This is a genomic window from Paenibacillus konkukensis, from assembly GCF_023523925.1.
In the GTDB taxonomy this organism is placed as follows: domain Bacteria; phylum Bacillota; class Bacilli; order Paenibacillales; family NBRC-103111; genus Paenibacillus_S; species Paenibacillus_S doosanensis.
Genome location: NZ_CP027059.1, coordinates 2,247,781 through 2,272,507, shown reverse-complemented (window position 1 = coordinate 2,272,507; position 24,727 = coordinate 2,247,781). Strand labels below are relative to the sequence as shown.

At 53.7% G+C, this 24,727-nt stretch carries 29 protein-coding genes; 19 read left to right on the top strand and 10 right to left on the bottom strand.

Translation table 11 applies throughout. The features are described from left to right. The first annotated feature begins 9 nt into the window (after positions 1-9). Both SK3146_RS09695 and SK3146_RS09690 read left to right on the top strand, forming a co-directional pair. On the top strand, positions 10-819 hold the full coding sequence (locus SK3146_RS09695; protein ID WP_249864879.1) for a GTP diphosphokinase: 810 nt from the start codon (positions 10-12) through the stop codon (positions 817-819). Between the two features lie 28 nt (positions 820-847). After that, on the top strand, positions 848-1,276 hold the full coding sequence (locus tag SK3146_RS09690; protein WP_249864878.1) for a DUF309 domain-containing protein: 429 nt from the start codon (positions 848-850) through the stop codon (positions 1,274-1,276). A gap of 465 nt (positions 1,277-1,741) precedes the next feature. Here the strand turns inward: SK3146_RS09690 and SK3146_RS09685 are convergent, their stop codons facing one another. Next, positions 1,742-2,251, bottom strand: coding sequence for a thioredoxin family protein (locus SK3146_RS09685; RefSeq protein ID WP_249864877.1), 510 nt, complete (start codon positions 2,249-2,251; stop codon positions 1,742-1,744). A 136-nt stretch (positions 2,252-2,387) separates the two neighbouring features. On the opposite strand from SK3146_RS09685, the gene SK3146_RS09680 reads away from it, so the two are divergent. Genes SK3146_RS09680 through SK3146_RS09665 form a run of 4 tightly spaced genes read left to right on the top strand, consistent with a single transcriptional unit; the run spans position 2,388 to position 7,179 of the window. Beyond that, positions 2,388-4,022, top strand: coding sequence for a hypothetical protein (locus SK3146_RS09680; RefSeq protein WP_249864876.1), 1,635 nt, complete (start codon positions 2,388-2,390; stop codon positions 4,020-4,022). A gap of 36 nt (positions 4,023-4,058) precedes the next feature. Continuing rightward, complete coding sequence (locus SK3146_RS09675; RefSeq protein ID WP_249864875.1) at positions 4,059-5,579, top strand: RsmB/NOP family class I SAM-dependent RNA methyltransferase; 1,521 nt, start codon at positions 4,059-4,061, stop codon at positions 5,577-5,579. 2 nt (positions 5,580-5,581) lie between these two features. Then, positions 5,582-6,337: a pseudouridine synthase gene (locus SK3146_RS09670; RefSeq protein ID WP_249864874.1), complete on the top strand. Its 756-nt coding sequence runs from the start codon at positions 5,582-5,584 to the stop codon at positions 6,335-6,337. Between the two features lie 38 nt (positions 6,338-6,375). Next, a complete protein-coding gene (locus tag SK3146_RS09665; protein ID WP_249864873.1) occupies positions 6,376-7,179 on the top strand; it encodes a Cof-type HAD-IIB family hydrolase in 804 nt (267 codons plus the stop codon). Between the two features lie 287 nt (positions 7,180-7,466). Here SK3146_RS09665 and SK3146_RS35270 read toward each other — a convergent pair whose 3' ends face one another. Next, positions 7,467-7,559 (bottom strand): YjcZ family sporulation protein, encoded by a 93-nt coding sequence (locus tag SK3146_RS35270; protein ID WP_249864872.1) that lies wholly within the window; start codon positions 7,557-7,559, stop codon positions 7,467-7,469. A gap of 285 nt (positions 7,560-7,844) precedes the next feature. On the opposite strand from SK3146_RS35270, the gene SK3146_RS09655 reads away from it, so the two are divergent. Further along, complete coding sequence (locus SK3146_RS09655) at positions 7,845-8,936, top strand: hypothetical protein (RefSeq protein ID WP_249864871.1); 1,092 nt, start codon at positions 7,845-7,847, stop codon at positions 8,934-8,936. Between the two features lie 199 nt (positions 8,937-9,135). Here the strand turns inward: SK3146_RS09655 and SK3146_RS09650 are convergent, their stop codons facing one another. Beyond that, positions 9,136-10,524, bottom strand: a complete 1,389-nt coding sequence (locus SK3146_RS09650) for an RsmF rRNA methyltransferase first C-terminal domain-containing protein (RefSeq protein WP_249864870.1) — start codon at positions 10,522-10,524, stop codon at positions 9,136-9,138. Positions 10,525-10,768: 244 nt separating this feature from the next. On the opposite strand from SK3146_RS09650, the gene queD reads away from it, so the two are divergent. From queD to queC, 3 genes are read left to right on the top strand one after another with little or no spacing between them, the layout of a single operon-like run. Further along, a complete protein-coding gene (gene queD, locus SK3146_RS09645; RefSeq protein ID WP_249864869.1) occupies positions 10,769-11,245 on the top strand; it encodes a 6-carboxytetrahydropterin synthase QueD in 477 nt (158 codons plus the stop codon). Positions 11,246-11,262: 17 nt separating this feature from the next. Further along, a complete protein-coding gene (locus tag SK3146_RS09640) occupies positions 11,263-11,922 on the top strand; it encodes a 7-carboxy-7-deazaguanine synthase QueE (RefSeq protein ID WP_249866251.1) in 660 nt (219 codons plus the stop codon). A gap of 50 nt (positions 11,923-11,972) precedes the next feature. Beyond that, positions 11,973-12,680: a 7-cyano-7-deazaguanine synthase QueC gene (gene queC / locus SK3146_RS09635; RefSeq protein WP_249864868.1), complete on the top strand. Its 708-nt coding sequence runs from the start codon at positions 11,973-11,975 to the stop codon at positions 12,678-12,680. A 154-nt stretch (positions 12,681-12,834) separates the two neighbouring features. Here the strand turns inward: queC and SK3146_RS09630 are convergent, their stop codons facing one another. Continuing rightward, positions 12,835-13,233, bottom strand: coding sequence for a helix-turn-helix domain-containing protein (locus tag SK3146_RS09630; RefSeq protein ID WP_249864867.1), 399 nt, complete (start codon positions 13,231-13,233; stop codon positions 12,835-12,837). Positions 13,234-13,432: 199 nt separating this feature from the next. On the opposite strand from SK3146_RS09630, the gene SK3146_RS09625 reads away from it, so the two are divergent. After that, positions 13,433-13,639 carry a helix-turn-helix domain-containing protein gene (locus SK3146_RS09625; RefSeq protein ID WP_249864866.1) on the top strand — a complete coding sequence of 69 codons (207 nt, stop codon included), beginning with the start codon at positions 13,433-13,435 and terminating at the stop codon, positions 13,637-13,639. A 105-nt stretch (positions 13,640-13,744) separates the two neighbouring features. Here SK3146_RS09625 and SK3146_RS09620 read toward each other — a convergent pair whose 3' ends face one another. Next, complete coding sequence (locus SK3146_RS09620; RefSeq protein ID WP_249864865.1) at positions 13,745-14,887, bottom strand: GGDEF domain-containing protein; 1,143 nt, start codon at positions 14,885-14,887, stop codon at positions 13,745-13,747. A 575-nt stretch (positions 14,888-15,462) separates the two neighbouring features. Here SK3146_RS09620 and SK3146_RS09615 point away from each other — a divergent pair. Beyond that, positions 15,463-16,593 carry a glycosyltransferase family 4 protein gene (locus SK3146_RS09615; protein ID WP_249864864.1) on the top strand — a complete coding sequence of 377 codons (1,131 nt, stop codon included), beginning with the start codon at positions 15,463-15,465 and terminating at the stop codon, positions 16,591-16,593. Between the two features lie 150 nt (positions 16,594-16,743). Here SK3146_RS09615 and SK3146_RS09610 read toward each other — a convergent pair whose 3' ends face one another. Both SK3146_RS09610 and SK3146_RS09605 read right to left on the bottom strand, forming a co-directional pair. Further along, the gene (locus SK3146_RS09610) at positions 16,744-17,667 is read right to left on the bottom strand and encodes an EamA family transporter (RefSeq protein WP_249864863.1); all 924 of its coding nucleotides are present in this window, start codon (positions 17,665-17,667) and stop codon (positions 16,744-16,746) included. 26 nt (positions 17,668-17,693) lie between these two features. Then, positions 17,694-18,455 (bottom strand): glucose 1-dehydrogenase, encoded by a 762-nt coding sequence (locus SK3146_RS09605; RefSeq protein WP_249864862.1) that lies wholly within the window; start codon positions 18,453-18,455, stop codon positions 17,694-17,696. Positions 18,456-18,543: 88 nt separating this feature from the next. Here SK3146_RS09605 and SK3146_RS09600 point away from each other — a divergent pair, with 88 nt between their 5' ends. Both SK3146_RS09600 and SK3146_RS09595 read left to right on the top strand, forming a co-directional pair. Beyond that, a complete protein-coding gene (locus SK3146_RS09600; protein ID WP_249864861.1) occupies positions 18,544-18,837 on the top strand; it encodes a hypothetical protein in 294 nt (97 codons plus the stop codon). Positions 18,838-18,872: 35 nt separating this feature from the next. Then, positions 18,873-19,301: a hypothetical protein gene (locus tag SK3146_RS09595; protein ID WP_249864860.1), complete on the top strand. Its 429-nt coding sequence runs from the start codon at positions 18,873-18,875 to the stop codon at positions 19,299-19,301. Here SK3146_RS09595 and SK3146_RS09590 read toward each other — a convergent pair. Continuing rightward, positions 19,227-20,276 carry a YkvI family membrane protein gene (locus SK3146_RS09590; RefSeq protein WP_375295457.1) on the bottom strand — a complete coding sequence of 350 codons (1,050 nt, stop codon included), beginning with the start codon at positions 20,274-20,276 and terminating at the stop codon, positions 19,227-19,229. The genes SK3146_RS09595 and SK3146_RS09590 overlap by 75 nt on opposite strands. Positions 20,277-20,446: 170 nt before the next feature. Between SK3146_RS09590 and SK3146_RS09585 the strand changes: the two genes are divergently transcribed. Then, the gene (locus tag SK3146_RS09585; protein ID WP_249866249.1) at positions 20,447-21,067 is read left to right on the top strand and encodes a DedA family protein; all 621 of its coding nucleotides are present in this window, start codon (positions 20,447-20,449) and stop codon (positions 21,065-21,067) included. Positions 21,068-21,158: 91 nt separating this feature from the next. On the opposite strand, the gene SK3146_RS09580 is transcribed toward SK3146_RS09585, so the two are convergent. Then, positions 21,159-21,767, bottom strand: coding sequence for a DUF4309 domain-containing protein (locus SK3146_RS09580; protein WP_249864859.1), 609 nt, complete (start codon positions 21,765-21,767; stop codon positions 21,159-21,161). A gap of 394 nt (positions 21,768-22,161) precedes the next feature. Between SK3146_RS09580 and SK3146_RS09575 the strand changes: the two genes are divergently transcribed. Then, positions 22,162-22,734: a xanthine phosphoribosyltransferase gene (locus SK3146_RS09575; RefSeq protein WP_249864858.1), complete on the top strand. Its 573-nt coding sequence runs from the start codon at positions 22,162-22,164 to the stop codon at positions 22,732-22,734. A gap of 95 nt (positions 22,735-22,829) precedes the next feature. After that, on the top strand, positions 22,830-23,153 hold the full coding sequence (locus tag SK3146_RS09570) for a hypothetical protein (protein ID WP_249864857.1): 324 nt from the start codon (positions 22,830-22,832) through the stop codon (positions 23,151-23,153). A gap of 124 nt (positions 23,154-23,277) precedes the next feature. On the opposite strand, the gene SK3146_RS09565 is transcribed toward SK3146_RS09570, so the two are convergent. Then, positions 23,278-23,589, bottom strand: coding sequence for a hypothetical protein (locus SK3146_RS09565; RefSeq protein ID WP_249864856.1), 312 nt, complete (start codon positions 23,587-23,589; stop codon positions 23,278-23,280). A 143-nt stretch (positions 23,590-23,732) separates the two neighbouring features. Between SK3146_RS09565 and SK3146_RS09560 the strand changes: the two genes are divergently transcribed. Both SK3146_RS09560 and SK3146_RS09555 read left to right on the top strand, forming a co-directional pair. After that, positions 23,733-23,957 (top strand): hypothetical protein, encoded by a 225-nt coding sequence (locus tag SK3146_RS09560; RefSeq protein ID WP_249864855.1) that lies wholly within the window; start codon positions 23,733-23,735, stop codon positions 23,955-23,957. Next, positions 23,957-24,667, top strand: a complete 711-nt coding sequence (locus tag SK3146_RS09555) for an adenosylcobinamide amidohydrolase (RefSeq protein ID WP_249864854.1) — start codon at positions 23,957-23,959, stop codon at positions 24,665-24,667. The genes SK3146_RS09560 and SK3146_RS09555 overlap by 1 nt, the downstream gene beginning before the upstream one ends. Positions 24,668-24,727: the final 60 nt, after the last annotated feature.

Below are 24,727 nucleotides of genomic sequence, written 5' to 3'. Positions count from 1 at the left end.
GGAACACGGATGGATGGTCTCGACTGGAAAAAATTTTTATTGCCTTACGAGCAGACGGTAGAGGAATTAAAAGTAAAGTTCAAGACGCTGCGCGGCGAATTGAAAAGCCGCGAAGAATATTCTCCGATTGAATTTGTAACGGGACGCGTGAAAAAAATTTCGAGCATTCTGGAAAAGGCCAAACGATTAAACGTGCCGATGGAGCAGCTCGAGACCGGTATCGAGGATATTGCGGGAATCCGCATTATGTGCCAATTCGTCGAAGATATCGAACGGCTGGCCGAACTGATCCGCCAGCGCGAAGATATGACGCTGCTGTACGAGAAAGATTATATTAAAAACAAAAAGCCAAGCGGCTACCGGAGCTACCATATGATTGTAGAATATCCGGTGCAAACCGCGCTCGGGATGAAGCGAGTGCTGGCCGAGGTGCAAATCCGTACGCTTGCGATGAATTTTTGGGCTACGATCGAGCATTCGCTCAATTATAAATACCGGGAAAGCTTGCCGGAGGATGTCATTAAACGGCTTAGCAAGGCGGCGGAAGCCGCATATTTGCTCGATCAGGAAATGAGCAGCATCCGTGAGGAGATCGTCGAATCGCAGCAGCTGTTCGAGGATAAGTCGAATATGGTGTCCCGAGTGCTGAACGGCATTCAGGAGCTGTATTTTTACAGGCGCGTCCGCGAAGCCGCGCAGTTCCAGCTCCGCTTCAACGAGCATTGGGAGACGGATGACATGTGGTTCTTCAAGGAGCTGCTCAGCGACATCGACGAAGCCATCGCCCGGGCGAAAAAAGGGCAGCAGGATGAATCTTGAGCCGGATTGGCCGGGAGGGGGACGACAGATGATCGGGAACAGCTCCTATGATCGGCTCTATGTGGAATTCGTATATTACTTTAACGTCGCGCGGGATTACTTCGAATGCCACGAAGTGATGGAGGAGCTATGGCTGGAAGAAGGCCGGGCTCCTTTGTACCAAGGGCTGCTGCAGGTGGCGGTCGGGTTGTATCATCACCGCAACGGCAATGTAAGCGGAGCGGTCAAGCTGTTTACCGCCGCGCTGGAGAAGCTGGAGCCCCGGCAGAAGGCCGAGGCGGGGATCGATCTCGTCCGGCTGGTCCGGGACAGCCGACTGTATTTGGCGAAGCTGGAGCGGATCGAGGAACAACCGTTCGACTTCTACGATCTGGACATACGCATAACCGACCCGGAGCTGGAGACGATGGTCGAGGCGCTGCGGGAGAACCCTCCCGTACCGGGAGAAGAACACTAGCCGGGTAGGGCAAAACCTTAGACTGACGTGTACTATAAAAAAAGGACCGCTGCCGTGAACTGCACTCCTATTGTTAGACACCGCTAACGATGGGGGAGGTTTACAGGCAGTGAGGTCCTTTTTTACCGTGCGGGAATGTTTGAGCTTATTAAAAGCGTGGTGAAAAAGCGGCCGGGAAGTCGGCGGCGAGTTGGAATAGCGAGTGGGAACTTCAATCATCGCCGGAGGACGCTCCAACGTATCCGTTTAGACAATGGTTTGGCTGCAGGCTGGATTTTTATCGCGAAAATAGCGCTTTCGCGCGCCGCTCCCCATGTATCTTTCTCGGGAACGGGCAAGCGCTCGAACGGTCTGGAAGGGAGCTGCAGTACAGTAGGTGCAGCCCCCGGAACCGAGCATCGAACCGTTTCTAATTGTAACGGACATGGGGGCAGCTCTTCTTTGAAAGGCCGCTGCGGGACCGTTCTATTGGCTCTTATACTTCAAAAGAAACTGTTTATAATCGTCCTGGGAATAGCCCTGTTCTCCGGCTCCGGCCAAACCGCCTTCCATCCGCTCCACTTCCTTGCCGCCCTTGTAATAAATGAGCGTGGGAGTAAATTGGATGCCGTATTTGTCCCAGCCGTCCTTGAACTCTTCCAGGTTAAACTGCTTGATGTCGACGCCCATTTCTTTGGCCATCGGGGCGAGAACGGGGGTTGTCCGTTTGCAGTGAGGGCATGTCGAAGCGAAATAATACAGGAAGAAATTTTCTTTATTGTTCAGCTTCTTATCCAGATCGGCAGGCAATATAATATTTTGGTAATTTGGATCGTCCAGCTGCTTGACTGTTTCGGGATTCAGCTTGTCCGGCGCAATGCCGTATACGTTATTCGCATATTTCCCGTTCTTGGCTTTTGCCGATTGCTGGTTGATCACGTAAAGCGCGCCGAACAGGACGATAATGATGGAAAAATAAATAGCCAGCTTTTTCATAAATACCCTCTTTCCAGTTCAATGTCTGTAATAATCATACATCATAATGGAAGGATTTTCGACAAAAGCGTGGAATAAAACAGTAGGCTTTTTGCAGTGCGTTCACATTATATAGCGGACTAAAGGGGAATGGAATTTGAAGAAATTCGGATTGAGAACGGTGCATCCTTATGTATGGCTTGTTTTAGGGGGGCTGCTGCTGATCGTATTGTTCGCCGCCGTTTATTCGGTCAGTAAGCCGGGCGTCAATCGGGCCACCCAAGTAAGCGCGGCGGAAACGAACGAAGACCGCGTCAAATTATTTCCATCCCCGCCTGCCTATCAAGTATTGGAAGCTTATAAGGAGAAAAATCCGGATTTGCCCGGACATGATTTCGGTCCCCTGCAGCTCGGTAAAGTCAAGCTGAACCGAGGGTTCGCCCTCACGGTCAAAAAAGCGCAAGTGACGAAGCAATATAAAGCGGCGGACGAGCGGCGCATGATCTATTTTATCGAGCGGGAGCTGACCCAGGAAGAGCAAGCCTGGACGCAAATGGATATAGCTGTGGCGGAGCCTTCGAGCGGGCAATACGCCACCCAGACGGTCGGCTATACGTACGGGCCTTCGCCCGAGCCGTTCGAACAATCGACGCTGCTGTGCGGCTTCGTATCCGATGACGAGTTTCTGTATACGACGGTGCTGAACGCGGATCAGGAATGGATTTATCAAGTGAACAAATTTGATCTGAGCCAAAAGACGATTACGCCGGTCATGGAGCTGTTCCGGTACGAACCGCTTCCCGGCAACGGGCCGGCCGTTCCGCCTGTCATTTACAGCGCCGAGCTGACTCCGGATAAGCAGCATTTGTTCGTCCGCGACAGTTTGAACGGGATTGCCAATTATAACCTTATTACGGGAAAAATGCAGCGTCTTATCGGAGGTTCAAACGAGCTTCGCGCGGGAGAACATTTCGAGACGATCGGAACCAGCGGCATCGCTCTATTCGGGGCGAACCGCTATCAAAGCGATATATATTGGATCGATATGAACGCGGGGACGGTGAAACAGCCGTTTGTTCAGGAGAAAGGCTATGTCGATCCGGGAACAGATGCAAAAGGGAAAGTGATGTATTATAATTTTACCTACGATCGCGCTCCCGAGCAAATAATGCAGGGAGACAACCGGACGCTGCTGCTCTCAAGCGGCGTACAGTTGGTCGATCTTCAAGGGAACTTGCTGAAACGGTTCGCTCTTCCACAAGATTCGAAGGAGAGGCTGGAATTCGGAGGGTACAGCGAAAGCAAGAAGAGCGTGCTGCTCCACAAATATATCATGGCGACCGGCAGCAAAGGCCAGCCGTATAAAAAGACGGTGAGCTGGCTGATCGGCGACATGACCACCGGAAACATGACCGTACTAAACAAGGTTGACGTTCCGGACGGCTGGGACAAGAACGATATCGTTTTTGGAAAAATATGTATCGAACCGCTCTCTCCGGTCAACGAGGAGCAGGTGTTCGTTAATGTTGCCGATAACAGCTATTATATGAGCCGCTGGAAAACGAAACAGGTCGATCTGCGGCAGGAGGAGGACGTAGTGACCTTCGTCGACGAGCCGAGCAAGAGGGTGTTTGTCAGCTCGTTCACGCGGCCGGATCTCCTTGTTGCAGCGTTCAGCTATAAGAAATATAATTGGGACAATCAGGACTTCAGCTGGTTGGACGGTCATTGGATGGCGCGTCATCAATCGCAGACGGACGGGGATAAAATTTTCTTTTTTCAAGTTAACTAGAAATTGAGCATATTTGCGGAAAGTTGGACATCGAGTATGGGCAGCAGCTTGCCTGAGGCATTCGTAACAAAGATGGAACGGTTATTGGGAACGGAGTTTCCCGCATTTCTCGCTTCGTACGAGGATACGCGGTGGTACGGACTTCGGGTCAATACATTGAAATGCAGCGTACCGGAATTTCAGGGGATGACGTCGCTTAAGCTGGACCCGATCCCCTGGGCTTCGACAGGATATTATTATCGCGAGGAAGACAGACCCGGCAAGCATCCTTATTACCACGCCGGATTGTACTATATTCAGGAGCCAAGCGCGATGGCACCCGTAGAGCTGTTGGACGTTCGTCCCGGCGAGCGGGTGCTCGATTTATGTGCGGCGCCCGGAGGCAAATCGACGCAGATTGCCGCCAAACTGGCCGGGGAAGGCGTGCTGGTCACTAACGACATTCATCCCGACAGAGTTAAGGCGCTGGTCAAAAATATCGAGCTCAGCGGCGCCCGAAATGCGGTTATTTTGAACGAAAGGCCGGAGCGACTGGAAGAGGCGTTTCAAGGCTTTTTCGATAAAATATTGATCGACGCGCCATGCTCCGGCGAGGGCATGTTCCGCAAGGAAGAGGAGATGGCCAAATCGTGGCAGCCCGCCTGGGTGGACCGCTATGCGGGAATGCAGCGGGATTTGCTGAAGCAGGGGGCGGCGATGCTGCGCCCAGGCGGACGATTGGTCTATTCGACCTGCACGTTTTCCCCGGAGGAGAACGAGCTGATGATCGCCGAGTTTCTAGGGGCGCATCCTGAGTTTCAGGTAGTTCCGGTTCTGATGCGGCATGGGTTTCAGCCGGGCAATCCAAGCTGGGTCGACATCACGGAGGTCAGTTCTATGCAAGCTGCGGCGGCCGCTCAGCAGCTGCAGGGAGCGGCGCGGCTGTGGCCGCATCAGCTTAGCGGCGAAGGGCATTTCGTCGCCGTATTGGAGCATCGCATCGGCCGGGCGGCGCCCTCGAAGCAAAGCGTCTTCCCGTCGCTAATGACCGCAGCGAGCGGAGGCAAGGATAAGGCGAAATCGAGGAGCAAGGAGCGTTACGGCTGGGAGCGAGGGCTGACGCGCAGGCAGCCGGTACTGGATTTGCAGCCGTTTTACGAGTTTATGCGGCAAATGGCCCCGGGCGTACCGGTGGACTCTATTTCCCTGCACGGAGAGCACATCTATGTAACCCCGCAAGGGCTGCCCGACTTAAGCGGAATCCGCGTCATTCGCCCGGGCTGGTATATGGGGAGCCTGAAGAAGCAGCGGTTTGAGCCGGCTCATGCGCTGGCGATGGGGCTGCGACTGCAGGAGACCAGCCGGTTCATCTCGCTGTCCTCCGATGATCCGGCCGTCGTACGCTATTTGAAAGGGGAGACGCTGGAGATGCCGGAAGAGAGGGTGCAGCTGGCAAACGGAATGGAGAAGAAAAAAGGCTATTGTCTCGTCGGTGTGGACGGTTATCCGATCGGCTGGGGCAAGTGGCTGGACGGCATGCTGAAAAACGATTATCCCCCAGGCTGGAGGTGGACTTAAGATTGAAGCAGTCAATGAGGCTTGATAAGCTGTTGGCCCATACGGGCTACGGTTCGAGAAGCGAGATCAAGGCGCTAGTCAAACACGGAGCCGTCCGGCTCAACGGCAAGCCGGTGAAAGACAGCGGCGTCCAAGTAAATCCGGAGCGGGATCAGGTTACGGTGAACGGCGAAACGGTGCAGTATCGCGAATTTATTTATTTAATGCTAAACAAGCCGCAGGGGGTCATATCTGCGACCGAAGATGCGAGAGAACGCACGGTGCTGGATTTGCTGGACGAGCAGTACAGCCATTTTGCCCCGTTTCCCGTAGGAAGGCTGGATAAAGATACGGAAGGGCTGCTTCTGCTCACCAACGACGGCAAGCTTGCCCATCAGCTGCTGTCGCCGCGCAAGCATGTTCCAAAAACGTATTTCGCCGAGGTGGAAGGGGCCGTCACGGAAGAGGACGGCGAGTCGTTCCGTGAAGGGGTGACTTTGGATGACGGATACGTCACGATGCCCGGTCGGTTGACCATCTTACGTCAGGGCGATCCGGCCGCGGGAATCGTATCCAAGATCGAGTTGACGATTATGGAAGGGAAGTTCCATCAGGTGAAAAGAATGTTCCAGGCCGTCGGCAAACGGGTCGTTTTTCTCAAACGGATTTCGATGGGACCCCTGCTGCTGGACGAGTATTTATTGCCCGGGGAATACCGGGAATTGACGCAGGAAGAACTGCTCCAGCTGCAGCGGGCCGGCATCGGCGAGAATGCCTGAACAAAGGCTTGCAAAAAATGACAGAGGAGCGGATGCCAATGAATTATTCACTGATTGCGCTTGATATAGACGGAACGCTGCTGAACGATGATCATGAAATTTCCGGGCCTACCTGCAGCGCGCTGCAGAAAGTCCAGGCGGAAGGAACGCGCATCGTGCTATGTACGGGAAGAGGACCGGGAAGCGCCATTCCCGTTCTGGAACGGCTTGGGATGAGCGGCGTGCTGATCACGCATAACGGCGCGGCTACGGTGCGTGCGCCCGGACGCGAGGTGCTGCATGAAGAAGGTTTTTCCATTGCGGAGATAACCGAACTCGTCCGCTACTGCCGCGACAGCGGCGTTCATTTTGACGTCAATACGGCTCTGGACATGTATGTGGAGAAGCTGGGAGCGGAGGCGCAGGAGATGTACGAGCAGTTCCTCGTCCGTCCGCATGTGATTGAGGACGTCTTGTCGCTCGAAGACAGAGTCGTGAAGTTCACCGTATTCGGCTCGTCCGAGGCGATGGACCGCATGGAAGCGGAATTGCCGGGAGGCTTCGTCCCTGCCGGGCTTCGCTATATTCGGAGCGGCGCCTATTTCATCGATTTTATGAGCGGCAAAGCGTCCAAAGGAAAGGCTCTCCGAAAGCTGGCGGAGGATTGGGATATACCGAGAGAGCGGATCATGGCGATGGGTAACTACTTTAACGACATCGAGATGCTCGAGTTCGCGGGACTAGGCATTGCTATGGAGAACTCTCCCGAAGCTGTGAAGCAGGCGGCGGACGCCATGACCGCTTCGAATAACGAGGACGGCGTTTATCAAGCTCTGCTGACCTACGGGGCGGTACGACAGTAACGTTTGTTTTCGTTGATGCAAGAAAAATACCGGCGCATTTTATGAAAATGCACCGGTATTTTTGTGCTGGCATAGGAAATGTGCGTGGCCGTTTCCTGCGGGCACCGGGGTTTCCCCGTAACGTTGTCCGCTTCCGGGGGTGGTTCGTCATCCAAAGTATAGATAATCAGGGCGCGGGTGCAGAGGAAGGCAGCGATTCCCTGAATTAGCTTCATTCGCGTATGCGCATAATGCGTTTTCTTTGGTTGCTCGAGGCTAAACCCCGGCATGTTGAGTGGCTAGGGGAATTACAACCAGCCAGCGCGGGTTACAATGACCAACAGGATGAACAATACTAAAATCACACCAGTGCTTGTGTAGAATCCTCCAACTCCGGACATGCTGATTCCTCCCATTTGTTAATTTACCGATAGAGCAAGACGTTTGCAGCGGTTGTTGTTGGAGTGCGGCTGTGTCTTTGTCTGTGCGCTGTTCTTGTTATCGGTTTACTTTATTATATGGCAAATGACTTCATTTGCTTGGACTCCTGTCTATTGAGGCGAGAGCAATCTGGAGAAGTACCGCGTTTTTCACCGCTGGATATATTTTGGGCTTCCTTGGGACACGCTAACAAAGAATGACCCGAAGCGCTGTACTATGAATAGTTTCATTGGAGGCGAGCACAAATGGATGTTATGCTAAGACCCGATTTGAGAACGGCTGGCGGCGAAGTGAACGATATTCTATGGAATGGGCAGTTTGTGGGCAGCATGACTCTGGTGTACCGCGAGTCCGACCGCCTATGCGGAGCGATCCAATTGGAACAAGCGATGCTTCCTCCGCATGCGAAAGCTGAGGTGATCTCCTGTCTGCAGCAGCATGTGCAAGCTTTGATCGATGCGATGGGGATTATATCCTGCGACGTGCTGGTTACTTATAGCGAATACGACCGCGTCATCGCTACGGACCGTTTGGAATCCTCCGCGGACAATGTAGAGGAGGATTTGGATTACGATTCATGGAACGATTACGACCGGCTGGAGGATGAAAATCCTGCGGATCTGGATGAATACACATTGGAAGCGGAAGACGGCGCAGCATCCTGGGATGGCTCCGTGCAAGAGGAGCTGATCTCCGAGGACGAAGCGGACGCTTATTACGAGCTGACCGTCGTCAGCGAATCGCGCAATAAGGTGAAGTACCATATTTACGACGAGGAGCAGGAGCTGGTTGCCGAATGCGATGCGCACATCAGCGGCCGGGAAGTAAGCGGAAGCGTTCGTTGGATGCTTGAGCCGGAAGAGGATGAGATCGAAGCGGTCGCGGATTTGCTGGTCAGCGATTTTGACGAAGACGAGGTGGATTCCTTCGTCCTCCATATGGAATGGGATCATGATATTATCGAAACGATCGAGCTGACGCATGAGGATTTGCTTGACGCTGCGGATGAGCCGGATTGGGAATTTGCCGAAATGGACCAAGACGATTATTCCATCGTTTTGGCGCGAGATGACGGTGACATGCTGACCTACGAAATTTACCAGCAATCTCACGGCGGGTTGCCGATTGGGACGGCGACGATCGATATAAGCCAGCGGCAGGTGACCGGATTTATCGATTTTCGCGAACCGGGCGATGCCAACGATAGGGAATATATCGTCGCTTTGCTGATGCAGGAGCTCGATAAGGAAAAAGATTTTGAAACCTTCAATGTGACGATGCTGTTCCAAAATCAGCCGTTTGAAGAAATGCTGTTCGAAAACGAACAAGTTCATTAATAAAAACATGAAAAACACTCCTTCCTCTTGAAAACGAAGCCAAGACAGCCGCATTCGGCAGCAGGCTTGCAGCTTAAGAGGACGGAGTGTTTTTTTGGCGTTTGGCTTCAAGCGGCCGATCTGCAGACTTTCCGCCTTCGGCTCGATTCAGTCCGAAGGCGGAAAGCTTTCATGGCGGCGCTGTCCGCGCTGACGCCGTTTAAGCGCCGCTGCCGAGCCTCCTCAGCCCCTTCGGCAGATGGTTCTTCGCTTGGCCCCCGCTCTGCTTGGCCCAGCCGAGGGCGAACCCGTCCGCCGCCACCAGCGCCCAGCCGCTGGCCGTAGGGTCCGCATCGATCGTTTCCCCGCGCAGGAAACGATCGACTTCGGGGCTGTCGGCGGCGAAGTCCAGCGTCTGCCGCGCGGCTCCCCGCGGCAGAGCCAACGCCAGCGCATGCGAAGGCTCGATGCGCCCTTTCTTCACCTCGGCCAGATGCAGGCCGGGCCGGTGCACTTTCAGTCCGTTCAAATAGCCGGGATTGAACGGACAGCCAGCGGCATGCGGCAGCCAATACAGCTGCCCGCCGAACAGGACGGCTTCTCCCGGAGGGAGCTCGAAGCCGGGAAGCGCCTCCGCGGCGAACGCCGCAAACAGCCGCATCGCCTCCTCCTCGGGGCGATGCGAGGCTCGTTTGCCGGCGGTCTTGGCGCCGCGGGCAGGGGTTGCCTTGGCGGCGGCGAGGGAAGCCGCCCCCAAGGCCGCATCGCCGCCTTTGCGCAGCAAGGCGACGAAATGCCCTTCGCCCGCGCTGCGGTGCGGCCAGATGCGTTCGGTTCGCAGCAGCTCGAACGCGGGGTAGCGCCGCAGCAGCTCGGCGACGTTGTCCTCGTTCTCCGCCTTATTGAACGTGCACGTCGAATAGGCCAGCAGGCCGCCCGGCTTCAGCATCGTAACGGCGGCCTGCAAAATATCCCATTGCCGGGAGGCGCACATGCGCACATGCTCCGGAGACCACTCGCTGACGGCGTCGGGGTCCTTGCGGAACATTCCTTCGCCGGAGCAAGGAGCGTCGACCATTATTTTGTCAAAAAATTGCGGGAACCGCTCGGCCAGCGGATCGGGCGCCATCTGCGTGACGACGGCGTTGGTGATGCCCATGCGTTCGATATTTTCAGATAATATTTTGGCGCGGGCGGGGTGAATTTCATTGGATATGAGCAGACCTTGCCCTTGCAGCATGCCGGCGATCTGCGTCGATTTGCCGCCGGGAGCGGCGGCCAGATCGAGCACGACATCGCCGGGCCGGGGCGCAAGCAGCGCTGCGGCGGACATTGCCGAAGGCTCCTGAATATAATACAATCCGGCCGCATGGTACGGATGCTTGCCGGGCTTGGACGCTTCATCGTAATAGTAGCCGGTTTCGCACCAGGGCACCGGCGTCAGGCCGAATCGCTTCGTCAGCTCGCTTAAGCTATCCGGGGTTATTTTATCCGGGCGGATTCGCAATCCTTGGGTTCGTCGCTCGCCGTAACTGTCGAGGAAAGCTTCGGCTTCCCCGCCGAGCTGTTCTTTCATTTGCCGTATATAGGCGTCGGGAAGTTGAATCATCTTGCTTTCATTGCTCCTTCTCGGTTCCTTTGTCGTCATTCATTTATTATACAAGTTTCTCCGTATTGTGAGAAGTGAACCCGCCGTGATATAATTGTCGGTGGTTTTTGGAGAAGGATGTAATCAATTTCCTGGGAATAACCGGGGGCAACCCGAAAGTATAAGGAATAGGCTTCATAGAACCGGCGTCGCTTTTGGGGGATTTATTTCCTTTAGGGGATTGTTCAGGAAGGTGGAATCATGAATGGAATATGAAATTCCTGCGAAAGTTCAAGTGTTTGGAGAGGATATTCAGGAGCATCAGCTGAAATATCACGACAGGGAAGTCCTTGTTTCCAAGGAGTTTACGTTTGACAGCGCCCATCATTTGCATTGCTACGAAGGCAAATGCAAAAGTCTTCACGGGCATACGTACAAGCTGCAGGTGATCATGCGCGGCAAAACGGATCATCGCGGCATCACGATAGATTTTGGCGACATGAAGCGGATTGCCAAGGAACGGATTATCGACCGGCTGGACCACCGGTATTTGAATGAAGCGCTGCCTCCGATGAATACGACGGCGGAGAATATGGTCGTCTGGATGTACGAGCAGTTGGCGGACGGGCTTCGATCCGAAGGACTGTATCCGGCGGTCAGACTGGCGGAAGTGAGACTGTGGGAGACGCCGACGAGCTATGCGGCCGTCACTTCGGAGATGATGGGAGATGCGGCAAGGTGAGTGAAATCAAAATACCGATGGTCGAAATTTTCGAAACGGTCGAGGGAGAAGGAACCCGCGCCGGATTTCCGACGATCTTCGTGCGGCTGTTCGGCTGCAACCTGCGCTGCAGTTGGTGCGATACGAAATACAGCTATCCTCCGGAGGAAGCGGGCAGCGTGATGACAATCGGCGATATCATGCGGCAGGTGCGGACTTACCGCTCTACCCATCTATGTCTGACCGGGGGAGAACCGTTGCTGTACGGAGAGAAATCAGCTGCGCTGATCGAGGCGCTGCTAGAGATCGAAACCTTGACCGACCTGCATGTCGAGACGAACGGAGCCGTCGATCTGGCAATGTTCATGGAGCGGATCGATTCGCCCAAAGTACGCTACATCATGGATTACAAGCTCCCGGATTCCGGGGAATCGGAGGCGATGATCACTTCCAATTTCGCGCTGCTGCGCGAACAGGACGAGCTGAAATTCGTCATCGGCAGCGACCGCGACTTCGCCGAGTCCGTGCGGGTGCTGGAACGTTATCCGACCCGTGCGCTGCCGCTGTTCAGTCCGGTCTGGGAGACGATGCCGCCGGCCAAGCTGGTGCAGTTGATGCTGGATCACGGATTGTCACAGGTGAAGCTGAATATGCAGCTGCACAAAATCATATGGGACCCGGCGATGCGCGGGGTATAGTTCGAATTTCAAGAGATGAATGAAAGTTAAAATAAAGGTGTGAAACGGAAATGACAACAGAGCAAACGAAACGAGCGGTCATCATTTTAAGCGGGGGATTGGACAGTACGACATGTATGGGGCTCGCGAAGGAGCAGGGCTACGAGCTGTTCCCGATCACGTTCGACTACGGCCAACGGCATAAGGTAGAGCTGGAGAATGCCCGCCAGGTCGCCGCATATTACGGCGTGGCGGATCGCCACAAAGTGATCTCGCTCGGTTTCCTGAAGGATTTCGGGGGCAGCGCGCTCACCGACGAGACGATAGCGGTGCCGGATATGACCAAGCCTCAGGAGGAGGCGGACTCCGAAATTCCGGTGACGTACGTGCCGGGACGCAACCTGCTGTTTCTGTCCATCGCCACTTCTTATGCGGAAGTAACGGGGGCGGAGGCCGTGTACATCGGCGTGAACGCGCTGGATTACAGCGGCTATCCCGACTGCCGTCCGGAGTTTATTCAGAAGGTGCAGGAAGTGATGGAGCTCGCCACCCGTGTCGGCGTCGAAGGAAAGCCGCTGCGCATCGCAACGCCGCTCGGTCAGTGGAGCAAAGCGGAGATTATTCGTCAGGGCATGCGCCTGAACGTGCCTTATCATTTGACGACGTCCTGCTATAACGGCGAGGCGGAAGCATGCGGGGTTTGCGACAGCTGCAGGCTGCGCCTCAAAGGCTTTGCGGAAGCCGGAGAGACGGACCCTATTGCATACAAGCAGGTTTAAACCAGGTTCATCTGGAAAGTTAAAAGAAAATCCCGCATTCCGGGCCGCTCCTTGATGGAGTACCGGGAAAAGCGGGATTTTTTTGTGCCGTTCGGTTCGTTATCGCTCGGAAGAACTTGCCGCGGAATGGCTCCTTGCAGCCCGGGGGATGCCGTCATTCCGGCCCCGGTTCGCCGTTATCGCCGGATTCGCCCGCTGCTTCTTCAAGCCGCTTCTTATCCCGCCAGAACAGCGCGGTAAGCATCCGTTCAATCCATTCCTTGTCCTGTTCGCTCAAATGAATGCCGTCGAAGATCAGCTCGTTCTCGCGCAATAAGCGGCGTAGATTGACCAACGGTTTGGAAACGTTATCGCTTCGCGGGACGTTGGCTTCGAGATAGCCCGCAATTTCCATCAATTCCGAATAGGGAGTGTTCAGCCCTTCAGACAGTTTCATCAGCACGTCCGGCGAAGGGACGCCGCGATTGCCGTTCTCCAGCTGAGAAATATACGCTGCGGAAACGCCTGAACGATCGGCCAATTCCCTGATGGTAAAGCCTTTCAATTTGCGCATATCGCGCAACTGCTCGTAAAAGTTCATCCGCAACACCCGCATTTTACCAAAAGTAAACAAATGATTAGCTTTATTATAATAACAGTAAACATCTGTAATTTCAACGTTTTACATATAGATACAAAAGTAAACATTTATTATTGCAAAAGTAAAATTAAGTGAGTATAATGAAATCAATGGAGAAAGGGGGAGCTCATGGATGAAGATAAAGACCAATTCGAACGCTTTCGTGAGGGCGAGAATTATTAAGGGGATGTCGCAAAGAGAGCTGGCCAAGCAGTCGGGCCTGAGTCCTTCGTATATCAGTTTGCTTGAACGATCGGTTAAATCGGTCGGGCCGGCAACCGCCAAACGGCTGAGCGATCTGCTCGAACAGCCCTTGGACACTTTATTCGTTATAGAATAGAAGATAGATAGAGCCCGAACCGATCATACTTGTCCGGGCCTGTATTCATCAGACTATTTATCGTGCGGCAGGGTGAAGGGGACTCTCTTCTAATTACGGCAACCGTCAAAAGGCGACCACCTTGTTTTTGCCGCTCGTTTTGGCTTTGTACATCGCTTCGTCCGCTTGCTTGATCAGCTCGTCCGCCGAGATGTTTTTGCTGTAGCGGCTGAAGCCCATGCTTACGGTTACGATGGTTTCGGCCTCCACCCGCGTCCGTATGCGCTCGGCTAGCTCATTCGCATTCACTTCGCTGTCCGTCACGAGAACGACCATCTCCTCGCCTCCGTATCTGCCGCATATGCCGACTTCCTCCGCCTCTTCCTTCACGATTTGCGCCACCTGTTTCAGCACCAGATCGCCCATATGATGTCCCTTCGTGTCATTTAGCTTTTTGAAATTGTCGATGTCGCTGAAAATGACGGAAACGTTAATTTTTTGCGCGATATGCTGCGCCACACGGTTATAGAAGTATTTGCGGTTATACAGCTTCGTTAAGCCGTCCGTAATGGAAGAATGATAAATCGCCTGCATAATTTCGATGATCCTCTCGAAGATGAACAGGAACAAGACAAGATGAAACGCCATCGGAATCAGCTGCTCGAATTTGGTAAGCACGGTCTGGCTATTGCCGAACAAATACATATTCGCCATATGAATCATATGCGAGCAAAAGTATAAGGTCAGCATGACCTGATATTTGCCGTTCTGCCCGATTCGCGGATTGACGAGAAGGAAGCTGACGAAAATGAGCAAAAATAAATACAGATCCATACCGAGCGGCTTCAGCATCGGAATTTGTTCGCCGCCGCCCTGCAGCCAGTCCGGTATAAACCAATATGTAGCCGAGACCGCAATCGTGACGCCAAGGCAGAGCAGGAACACGACGGAATCCTTCCACTTTGTCGGGTTGTAGAGCTGATACATGCCGGTGTTGATCAGCAGAAACGACAGCAGCTTGAGCAGCATCGCCACGAAGTTCGACACATCGCTTTGATCTTGCGTAAACTCAAAAACGGTCAGCTGCACGTACTGCGTCATTAGAATGAGCAGCGACAGCATCAGGGAGAAGTATCCGATTTTTCGGCGGGTCAGGAGCAGGCGGATGGAGACGAGCAGGTTCACCAGCAATATCGATAAAATAATCGTATAAGAGAGGACGGCTCCCAAGGGACCGTTCCATAAGTCGGACAGGGAAAAGGCATTCATAGTCGGCAGGGACCCTCGCATTCAATAAGGAAGATTACCATTCATTATACCAAACATACATTCGATTTTATATAAAAATACATGCGCTTTGACTTCATTTGCAGCGGACTTCTTCATTTATCGGCTGCAAGAGTATAAATGTTGAGAGCTTCCGTACATGGTTTCGCGCAATTCGGAGTCAACGCAGTAAAGAGATGCCCTGGAGCATCTCTTCGATAACGGGTTGTTTTATTTTAAGGAGTTGACATACTCGTCAAGCAAATCGACCGAAGATGAGGCCGGTACATATTTCACCTTATTCCCCAGTATCAATCCTAAAATTATCTTTTTCATTAAGAAGCATTTCCTCCGTAAAATGTAATAAAATCCCTTATGTATACGCTAAAAGGTCCGCTATCGTTGCGTTTCACTTTATTTTCAACCGTTTTTTTCATGCGCTTCTTTTGGCGGATACCCTTGTAGTGGCTTTTCAATGCTGATACGATGTAGATAGGATCGTTTGAAAAAACGACCTATCGACTGGACATTTCCTGTGAATGGTTGGAAAAATTAACGGGTCCATCACGGAGGCTATCATGAACATTTTACAAGCATTGTTTTTTCCTCCCGAGCAGCCGGGCGGCGTATCTTCGATGATTCCCTTTATGCTGGAGCGCTTCAACAAACGGGGCTGGGAAATGGAGCTGTTCTCCCTGCCGAAGCGTGTAAGAGGCAAAGGAACGGAGCCGGTACAATTCACAACTTTTGATTGGGAACGCTATGCGGGACATCCTGTCGTGGATAAATACATTCAAACGTATAAAGATTATGTTTGGTGGACGAAGCTGAGGATGAACAAATCGTTCGATCTGATCCATGCCCACCATCCGATTGCCGCACTTGTGATGAAGCAGCTGTACCCGGATAAGCCGGTGCTGATGACCGTTCACTCCAGTTATGAGCGCGAGCTTATATTGAACGGCAAAATCAAGGAGAGCGGCCCCGAGCACAAATTTTTGACCTCGATCTATAGAGAGCTTGAAGCACGGATGGATCAGCTTTTAACCGTCTCCAATTCCTTCAAGCAATACTTGGCGGAATATGTGCAAGAACCGGAGAGGATCGGGGTGATTCCGAACGGCTTCGATGAGAAGCGGTTTCGGCCGGTGGCTCACGAGAACAAAATACCGCAGCTGATTACGGTATGCCGTCTCGTGCCGGCCAAAGGGCTCGATACGCTGCTGCTCGCCTGCGCCGAGCTGAAGAAGAAGGGCATTCCTTTCGTTCTGCATCTGATCGGCGACGGCCCGATTCGCCCGGAGCTGGAGCAAATGGCGATCGAATTGAATATTTACGAGGAAATCATTTTTTACGGGTATATGCTGCATCCGGAGGATTTCATGCCGTTCTTCGACGTGTTTGTGCTGCCGTCCCGGGCCGAGGCATTCGGTTCGGTATTCGCCGAAGCCGCGCTGTGCGGCTTGGCGCTGATCGGCACGAATGTGGGCGGCATTCCCGAGCAAATCGAGCATGGGCATAACGGGCTTCTAGTGCCCGTAGGGGATGTGGCTTCGTTGACAAGCGCCTTGGAGAAGGTGAGCAGCGATCGCATTTACCGGTATAACCTGGGGCGCGTTGCCTGGGATAAAGCGCGAAAATCGTATTCGATGACGCGGGTCGTGCAGCAGCTGAAGAACGTCTACCGGCCCTATCGGCGGACGGAATAGTCAGGCAAGAGGCGGGAGAGCGGGAAGCCGACGTTATCCGATTGCGGCGAATCCGCTCCGCCTCCGTCCCGCCGCCCGTCTTCGCCGGCCCGTAACACGCAAAAAACTTCAACTCCGCTGCCGGGAAGTTGAAGTTTTTTTTCGTGCGCATTAGGCCGCTAAGCGCAGTATAATAATGCCGATCAGTGCGCAGGTAAGGCCGCCGGCTTCCAGCTTGGTGAATCGTTCCTTCAGGACGAAACGGGCATACAGCAGGACGAAGACGACGTTCATGGCGATGACGACGGATACGAGGCCGGTGACGCCGAGCTTGAACGCAGGCATGACGAGCATCATGCCGGAGATATTGGTCAGGCCGACGACCATGCCCCACAGCAGCGTCCGGGGAGCCGTCCATGCGGCCGGAGACGCCTTGCCGGCTGCCGCTTCGGCGACGGACTGCCGAACCTCGGAGGAGGCCGCGGCAATCGCCCGGGCGGCGGCAAGCTTGCGCCTGCCCGCATACCAAGCGGCGCCGAACAGCACCGTTCCGGTCACGTACATCAGCATCAGCGTAGGGAGCGTCTCCGCTCCCAGCATGGTCGCCTTCTTCGAAGACAAATCGGTGATGCCGAAAGCGATCATCGTCAGTGCTCCCCAGCCCGCTCCTTGCAGGTTGCGCAGCGAGATGTCGTTCGAGTAGCGGATCATCAAAATGCCGAGCACGATGACGGCAAACGAGCAGGTTTGCCACATATTCAGTCGCTCTCCCCAGAGCAAATAAGCCAGAGTCACGACGACGACAGGGGGGAGGCCGGTAAACATGGCGATGACCGACGCTCTGCCGACGGCAAAGCCCCGGTACATCGACGCGTTGGAGATGAACGAGAACAGTCCCATCCATACGCCGACCCAGCAGCCAGAACTCCACGGCTGCCGGACGAACGCGTTCACGGCAAACGCTATGATCGTGCCGGATAAGTAGACGCCGAGCAGCAGCAGATTACGGTCGATCGGCCGCTGCGACGTCCATTGATACAATATGCCTCTTAGGCCGAAGCAAACGGCCGAAGCGGCTGCAAACACAAACCACATGGATGAACAAGCTCCTTGCTGAAGTATTATTCCTCGTAGATCATCTTGACGGTCATACCGCCGTCGATGACGAGATTTTGCCCGGTAATGAAGCCGGCATGCTCGCCGGTCAAATACAAGCACGCCGCGGCGATATCCTCCGGCGTGCCGACTCTCCCGACCGGATGCTGCAGCCGGTCGCGTTCGCTGTGTACGGGCTGCTTGCGGCGGGACAGCTTCTGCCAATCGGCCGTTTCGATCCAGCCCGGACTGACGGCGTTGACGCGGATGCCGTAGCGGCCCAGGCTGACGGCCATCGCATGGGTCAGCGCCAGCAGACCGCCCTTGGAGGCTGAATAGGCTTCCGTATCCGCCTCCGACATCAGCGCCCGCGTCGAGGCCATATTCACGATGCAGCCGCCGCCCTGGCGTTTCATTGCAGCGGCAGCCTGCTGCGAGCAGAGGAAGGCGCCGCGGAGGTTCACGCCGATCACTTCGTCGAACAGCTCCACGGGAAGCTCCAGCATCGAACCGCTGCGGCCGATCCCCGCGTTGTTCACGAGCACGTCGATTCGCCCGAGCTCCGAGAGCGTGACCTGCATCCAGCGGGCGACCTCCTGCTCCTTGGCGACATTGACGCACATGAACAGCGACTTGCCGCCGGCTTCGCGAATTTCCTTGACGAGCTCGAGGCCGGCTTCCTTGTCGATGTCCGCTATCGACACTTCGTAGCCCGCCTTGGCAAAGGCGAGGGAGACGGCTTTGCCGATGCCCTGCGCGCCGCCGGTAACCGCTGCAACTTTGTTCATTCCGCAACCTCCTTTTTGTGAAACCCATTGCTTTTTCTAGAGTATATAAATACTATAGTATATAGTATAACGAACGGGGGAGCAAATCATGGAACAAGAGCAGCGAACGCAGCGGGAAATTACGTATCATGTCGGCTGGAAGCGGGGGAAGATCAAGCTGAACCAGAGCCAGTCTTCGGAGCCGGAGCAGGCGCACACGCATGCTGCGGAGGAAGAGGAGAGCGCGGAGCCCGGCCTTCTTCGATGGAACCGGGCGTACGTATGGCGCAGAGCCGGAGCGCTCCCGGCCCCCGCGCTGACAGTGCTGCTCGCCGTATTCCCGCTGCTTGCCTTCGCCTTATCGGTATGGCTCGTATATGAACTGTCCATTCAGCCTTACTGATCGTTGTGTATAAAGAGATAATGGGGTGACTCGATTTGAAATTAATGTTGGCCATTCTCGGCGGCGCGGTCGGTCTCTTGGTAACCGCCTCGGCCGTCATGCTGATATGGCTTTTCATGCAGCGGAAGCAGAGAAACCGGAGCGGGGAAGAAACGCAGGAAAGCCCGCTGGCGGGCTTATCCTCGATGCTGCTTCAATGGACTTATTTCGATTACGCGCTCATCGCGGTGTTTGCGATCGGCAGCTTGTTTTTGTTCACCGATGCGGTGGCCGTCATCCGCGACGCCGCAAGCTATCCGCTCTATCATTACGGCTATTTGCTGTGCGGATTTGTGTTCACTCTGCTCGGGATGCTGTTCATGATTTTGCGCCTCGGCGTCGTCTTGTCGTTAATTCGTACCGGCCGGGCGGGTCTTGCGCCAGATCATCATCGTCATCCAGGCGATGCTGATCAGACCGAATAGCGGGTACAGCGTGGAGAGCAGCGTTTTGAAGCCGGCGAGACTGACAAGATAGCTGAGCGTAAGAACGGCCCATAGTATCCGCTTGCGCGAAAAGCGGGTGCGCTGCTCCAGCTGAAGCGTAAGGCCGTATACGTCGGCGATGAACGTCGTGAAGATTTCGCCGTAAATAACCATGACGAACATGAACTGAATCATCGGTCCGACTTTCCGGATCAAATGCCCCATCGGAATATCGAATTGCGAGATGCCCGGCATTTGCGCCGATAGGGCGAAATGTCCGGCCAGCAGCATGACGCCTATCGCGACCCCTCCCCATATACCGCCCCAGAACAGCACGGAGCGGTCTTTCACTTGCGCGCCGAGCGGGACAAGCACCCCCTGTGCCATCGTCAAATTAAAGGCGGCATAGAGGAACGGAGCGAACCATATTTTCTCCAGAGGGTAGTCGGAACCGAGCTGGAGCCAATTGCCCGATCCGGGCAAGTCCCAGGAATACCAGACGACGACGGAGCTGAAGCAGAGCATGAGCGGAACGACGATCGAGTTGACTGCGACGATGGCTCCCATTCCTTTATTCAGCACGAAGTAGGAGAGCAGAAGCGTAATGAGCAGGCCGGCTTGAAAGGGGAGACGAAACTGTTCCTCGAACACGGACCCCGCGCCAGCGAGCATCACCGTAGTTACTCCGAATAAGGTAACCAGAGTAAACAAGCTGATCCATTCGCCTATTTTGGCGCCGAACAGCACCTTGTTCAAATCTTCATAAGATTGTGCCTTGACTTCATGCGCAAGAAACATTAACTTAATCCCTAGCCACACAAAAAGGAGGCTGGCAATGCCGATCGTGACGGTGGCCATCCAGCCGTATCGCGTAAAAAATTGCAATATTTCTTGACCGGTGGCGAACCCGGCGCCGACAACGGTGCCGACATAGGTGAAGCTCACTTGCATAATGCTGCCGAACTTTCTCAACATCTTCCGGTCCACCTTTCGTACGGCTTGTTCCATATAGTACAAGGTATGAACATCCGGCGAAACACATGACATGAACTTGGGAAAAGCTTATGTTTCTGTTAAAATAGGAGAGACTTTTTCCTTAATAAATAAAAAATCCACATCATTTTTTGCAGGAGCGTGTCTGTGTGCTGGATGATATTTTGCTGCTGATTGAACATTACGGATATATCGCCCTGTTCGGCTTGTTGGCTGTAGGGATTGTCGGCCTGCCCGTTCCCGACGAGATTTTGATGACGACGGTGGGCTCGCTTACTTCGCACGGTGGGCCTTTGTCATTTTGCAAATCGTTATTCGTCAGCTACGCGGGAACGATGACAGGGATGCTCGTCAGTTATTATTTGGGGAAAACGGTCGGCAAGCCGTTTCTTTACCGTTACGGCAAATGGGTCAAGCTGACCCCGCAACGGCTTGATCTGGCTGAAGGATGGTTTAAGAAATACGGGTTATGGACTGTCGCATTCGGATACTATGTGCCCGGCGTCAGGCATTTTACTTGTTATTTGGCGGGGGTCAGCGCCGTATCGCTGTGGAGGTATCTGCTGTATGCCGGCACGGGGGCTTTCATCTGGTGCGCGTCGTTTCTGACGCTGGGGCATTTTATCGGGGTGAACGCTCCGCTGATCATGCATCTGGTGCATCGTTATATGGGAATCAGCGCAGCGGTGTTGGTCGTTGCGGTTGCCGTAGGGCTGTTCATTTACTGGCGCTATCGCAAGCGCGGCGCGCCGCATCAGAAACGTACAGGTTGACGGACAAAGAAATAAGGAAAAGCCTAAGCCGGGATTCGTCATCCTCTGGCTTAGGCTATTTGTATGCGTCGGATATGTTAGCGGCTGTACATTACTCGGCGAACAGCTTGATGGAATTGATCTTGTCGGATTTGGGGTCGATATCGAGCTTCAGTATGGCGCCTTTCGATTTGTAGGTCATGACGTAGCTTGTGTTCGAATCGGGCTTGCCCAGCGCCTTGAATACGTCGCTCGTCGTTTCTCCCAGCTTCAGCCCGTTCAAGCCCGGGTTAATTTCGCTGCTGCGGATATCGATGAACTGCAGCTCGTTGTTTTTGTTGAAGCCGACCAAAAAATCGGTGTAATCATACACGGTGATCGGATCGGTATCGTCTTCCATTTGAAACTGCTGCTTCGGATCGCCGTATTTGTCCGTGACGGTTTCAGGAGAGCTCTTCAAGGTAAGGCCGAGCAGCGTAGGCTTGGCCTGATTGTAAGGGTCCTGAATGTCGATTTTCGGCTTGGAGGCAGGGGGCTTGGCAGGCTCCTGCTCTTCTTCCTTGCCGCCCGACTCGGCGCTGGCCAAAGAAACCTTATCGTTAGGGTTATGCGCAGCGGGAGTCGGCGTTGCCTGGTCTCCGGGAACCTCGGTAACGGTTTGCCCCGTAACGGCAAGCGTCGGGGGAGTCGGCGTCTCCGGTGCAGGGGACGGATTTTGCATTGCGCCAGATGTATTTTTACAACCGGTTATCAGCATAATGAGGATGAACGGAACAAGCCATCGTGCAATGTATGTAGATGAGTTCAACATCCCAGTCTTCCTTTCCTTGGGTATAGTTCCTATAACTTTATTAATCATACTCCGTGCGCTTTGAATCCACAAAGATCATTTTTCAACAAATAACAGGCGTTTTTTATGAAAACGAGCAATTCTTATTTTCAAGAAGCTCTTTTCTCGTCCGCTGTCATTGTTTCATGTATTCTTATATAATATAGACGTAATTTTCGGCATAAAAGTTGCAGAAAGTTTAGAAAAGATTATAAAGTTAGGACTTGAAACCCAGATTCACGTTATGATAAGTTAACGGAAAAGGTTTTCGGATGGAGGCATGTTTATGGATTTGTTAAAACAGCGCATTAGAGAAGTGGGAGTCGTTCTCTCCGACGATATTATCAAGCTCGATGCGATATTGAATCATGCGGTGGACCCGGCGCTGACGACGGCGATGGGGAAGGAATTCGCCAGATTGTTCCGCGAGGAGAATGTGACCAAGGTGCTGACGATCGAATCATCGGGCATTCCGATCGCGTTTGCAACCGCACAGGAGCTGAACGTGCCGATGGTTTTTGCGCGCCGGAAGAAATCGCTGAATACGGATAGCACTGAGATGTACAGCGAGCGGGTTCCGTCGTTTACCAAAGGCTTTGTGACCGACATCATGGTGTCAAGGGAGTGTCTGGACGCGAATGACCGCGTCGTCCTGATCGACGATTTCATCGCCAACGGCGACGCTGCCAGAGGATTGATCCGGATTATCCGCCGTTCGGGAGCCGAGCTCGTAGGCGTCGGCATCGCCGTGGAGAAATCGTTTCAGGCCGGAGGAAGAACGATCCGCGAGATGGGAGTGCGCGTGGAATCGCTGGCTAAGATCGCGTCGCTTCACCAAGGCAGGATCGAATTCGAATAGAACCTTTTCAAGAATTATTTTCAAAATCATTTATTCTTCCCTCCCAAGTCGTTTTCCTTTATAATGGACTCAAGCGAAAGAGAGGAGGCATTGCTATGGGGAATGAGATTCCGGCGGATTTTTTTGTTACCAAGTTGAACGAAGCCAAGCTTCACTTCGAACGTGCCCTCGATTGTAAACATACAGAGTTTGACGACCTGTATCCCTATATGATTGAACATCCTCAATTTTTTTGGTATAAACGGTACGTGGCTTGGTCCGAATTGCTGACGATCGTCAAGCTTTGCGAAGAGCTCGGGGTAGAGTGGCAGCAGCAGTTTTCCAACCAGCAAGTGGAGTATATCAAGAAAAGGGTCATGTCCAGCAAAGTATTGGATTACTGGTTCGAGACAAACGATTCGAAAGAGCATGTAAGCTGATTCTTGCAATCATATAAAAGATAAAAAACCTGAGCGGCCTGCGTAAAGGCGCGTCAGGTTTTTTTGTTGACCGGCAAATGTCCGGCTTCGCCCGTTTCCTGCGGGCTGCCGAGGTCCGTGCTTATTATTGAAGGACGTTCATGCTCTCGATGTGCTCTCGGGTCGCCGGTGTGCCGAGCTCATGAATTTTGCGGTAAATTTCGCGCAAGTAGTAGTCGGCCGCATCGTTTTCTTTATCGAAATGATACTCTCGGACAGGAATCATGGCGCGGGCGGCCGTATCGTCGTGAGCATCCTCCGAATCCTCGAACATTTCTCGAAGCTGCTCGATTTCTTCCTCGGTCGCCGATATTTCAAATTCAAAATTGCCTGTCATGTTTTCGGGCTCCAAAATTTCGCTGGAAGCGACGGCGATGTAATACGTTTTTTTCTCCATGACGGATTGCGGGCTCCTCTCGAACATGCGTATTCTTTGGCTTAAGCTTCTGTTTATTGTATACCCTGAATAGTGTATTCTATTCTTATTATCGGCGGCGAAACGTCCGCTTCCTCAAAGAAAACCAAGGAGGGCACACTGCTATGATCAGCGACGAACAGTTGGATCAATACCGGATCGCCGGGATTAAAGTCCGCGTCGTAAGGGACGCCGACCCTGTGAACGATGTACGGGGGCTCGTGGTCGCCTGGGACGACAATACCGTGATGATTCGCAAGTCAAACCGGCATATAGTCAAGCTCGACCGGAGGTATTTGTATCAACCCGCATCGGAGAAGCGCAACGCCGATTGGATCGGAGAGTCTTAATGGGCTTGTCTGAAAATCGGCGGCTGCGGAGCGATCCGTCCATAGAGCATATCGTATTTAAAGAAACGGAAGCGGGTTATGCGAGCTATTATATGATCGAAAGCAGCAAACCGCTGCGGACGCTGAACTCGTCCATGTGGGGAGAAGGCTTGGGATGGCATTACCGGCTCGTCAACCGTCAGGTGGACAAGAACTATTCGAGCGACGATCCGATGGCAGAAATGCGCCGTTTTATGCATATGAAGGGTATTCCCGCCGATGGGACGGCAGCGCTGCTGACGGCGGCGAGGGTGCGGGACCGCGGTTTTTCGGAGCGATCGGACGGTGAAGGTTTGCGAGTATGCGTCTGGGCTACCGCGGGGCTCGGCAATAAGGCGCGGGCCGGGAGCGAGCGGAAGCGGGACGAGCTGTTTCCCGGGACGATCAACGTGATTGCGCTGATCGACGGGACACTCACGGATGCGGCGATGGTTAACTGCGTCATTACGGCGACCGAGGCCAAGACGGCTGCTTTGCAGGACTGTCAAATCCGCATCGACGAAAGCGGGGAGACGGCCACGGGCACGACTACGGACGCGGTGATTATAGCGGCTACGCAGCGGGGGCGCTCTTACCGGTACGCGGGGACGGCGACCGTGCTCGGCTATTTGATCGGCAGAACGGTATATGAAGCGGTGAGCTATTCCGTCGGCCGTTATCTCGAAAGATAAGAAAAAAACCGGAATCATCGCTTTTCCGGCCGCTGGCGGTCCGGGGAGCTTGTTTTCCGG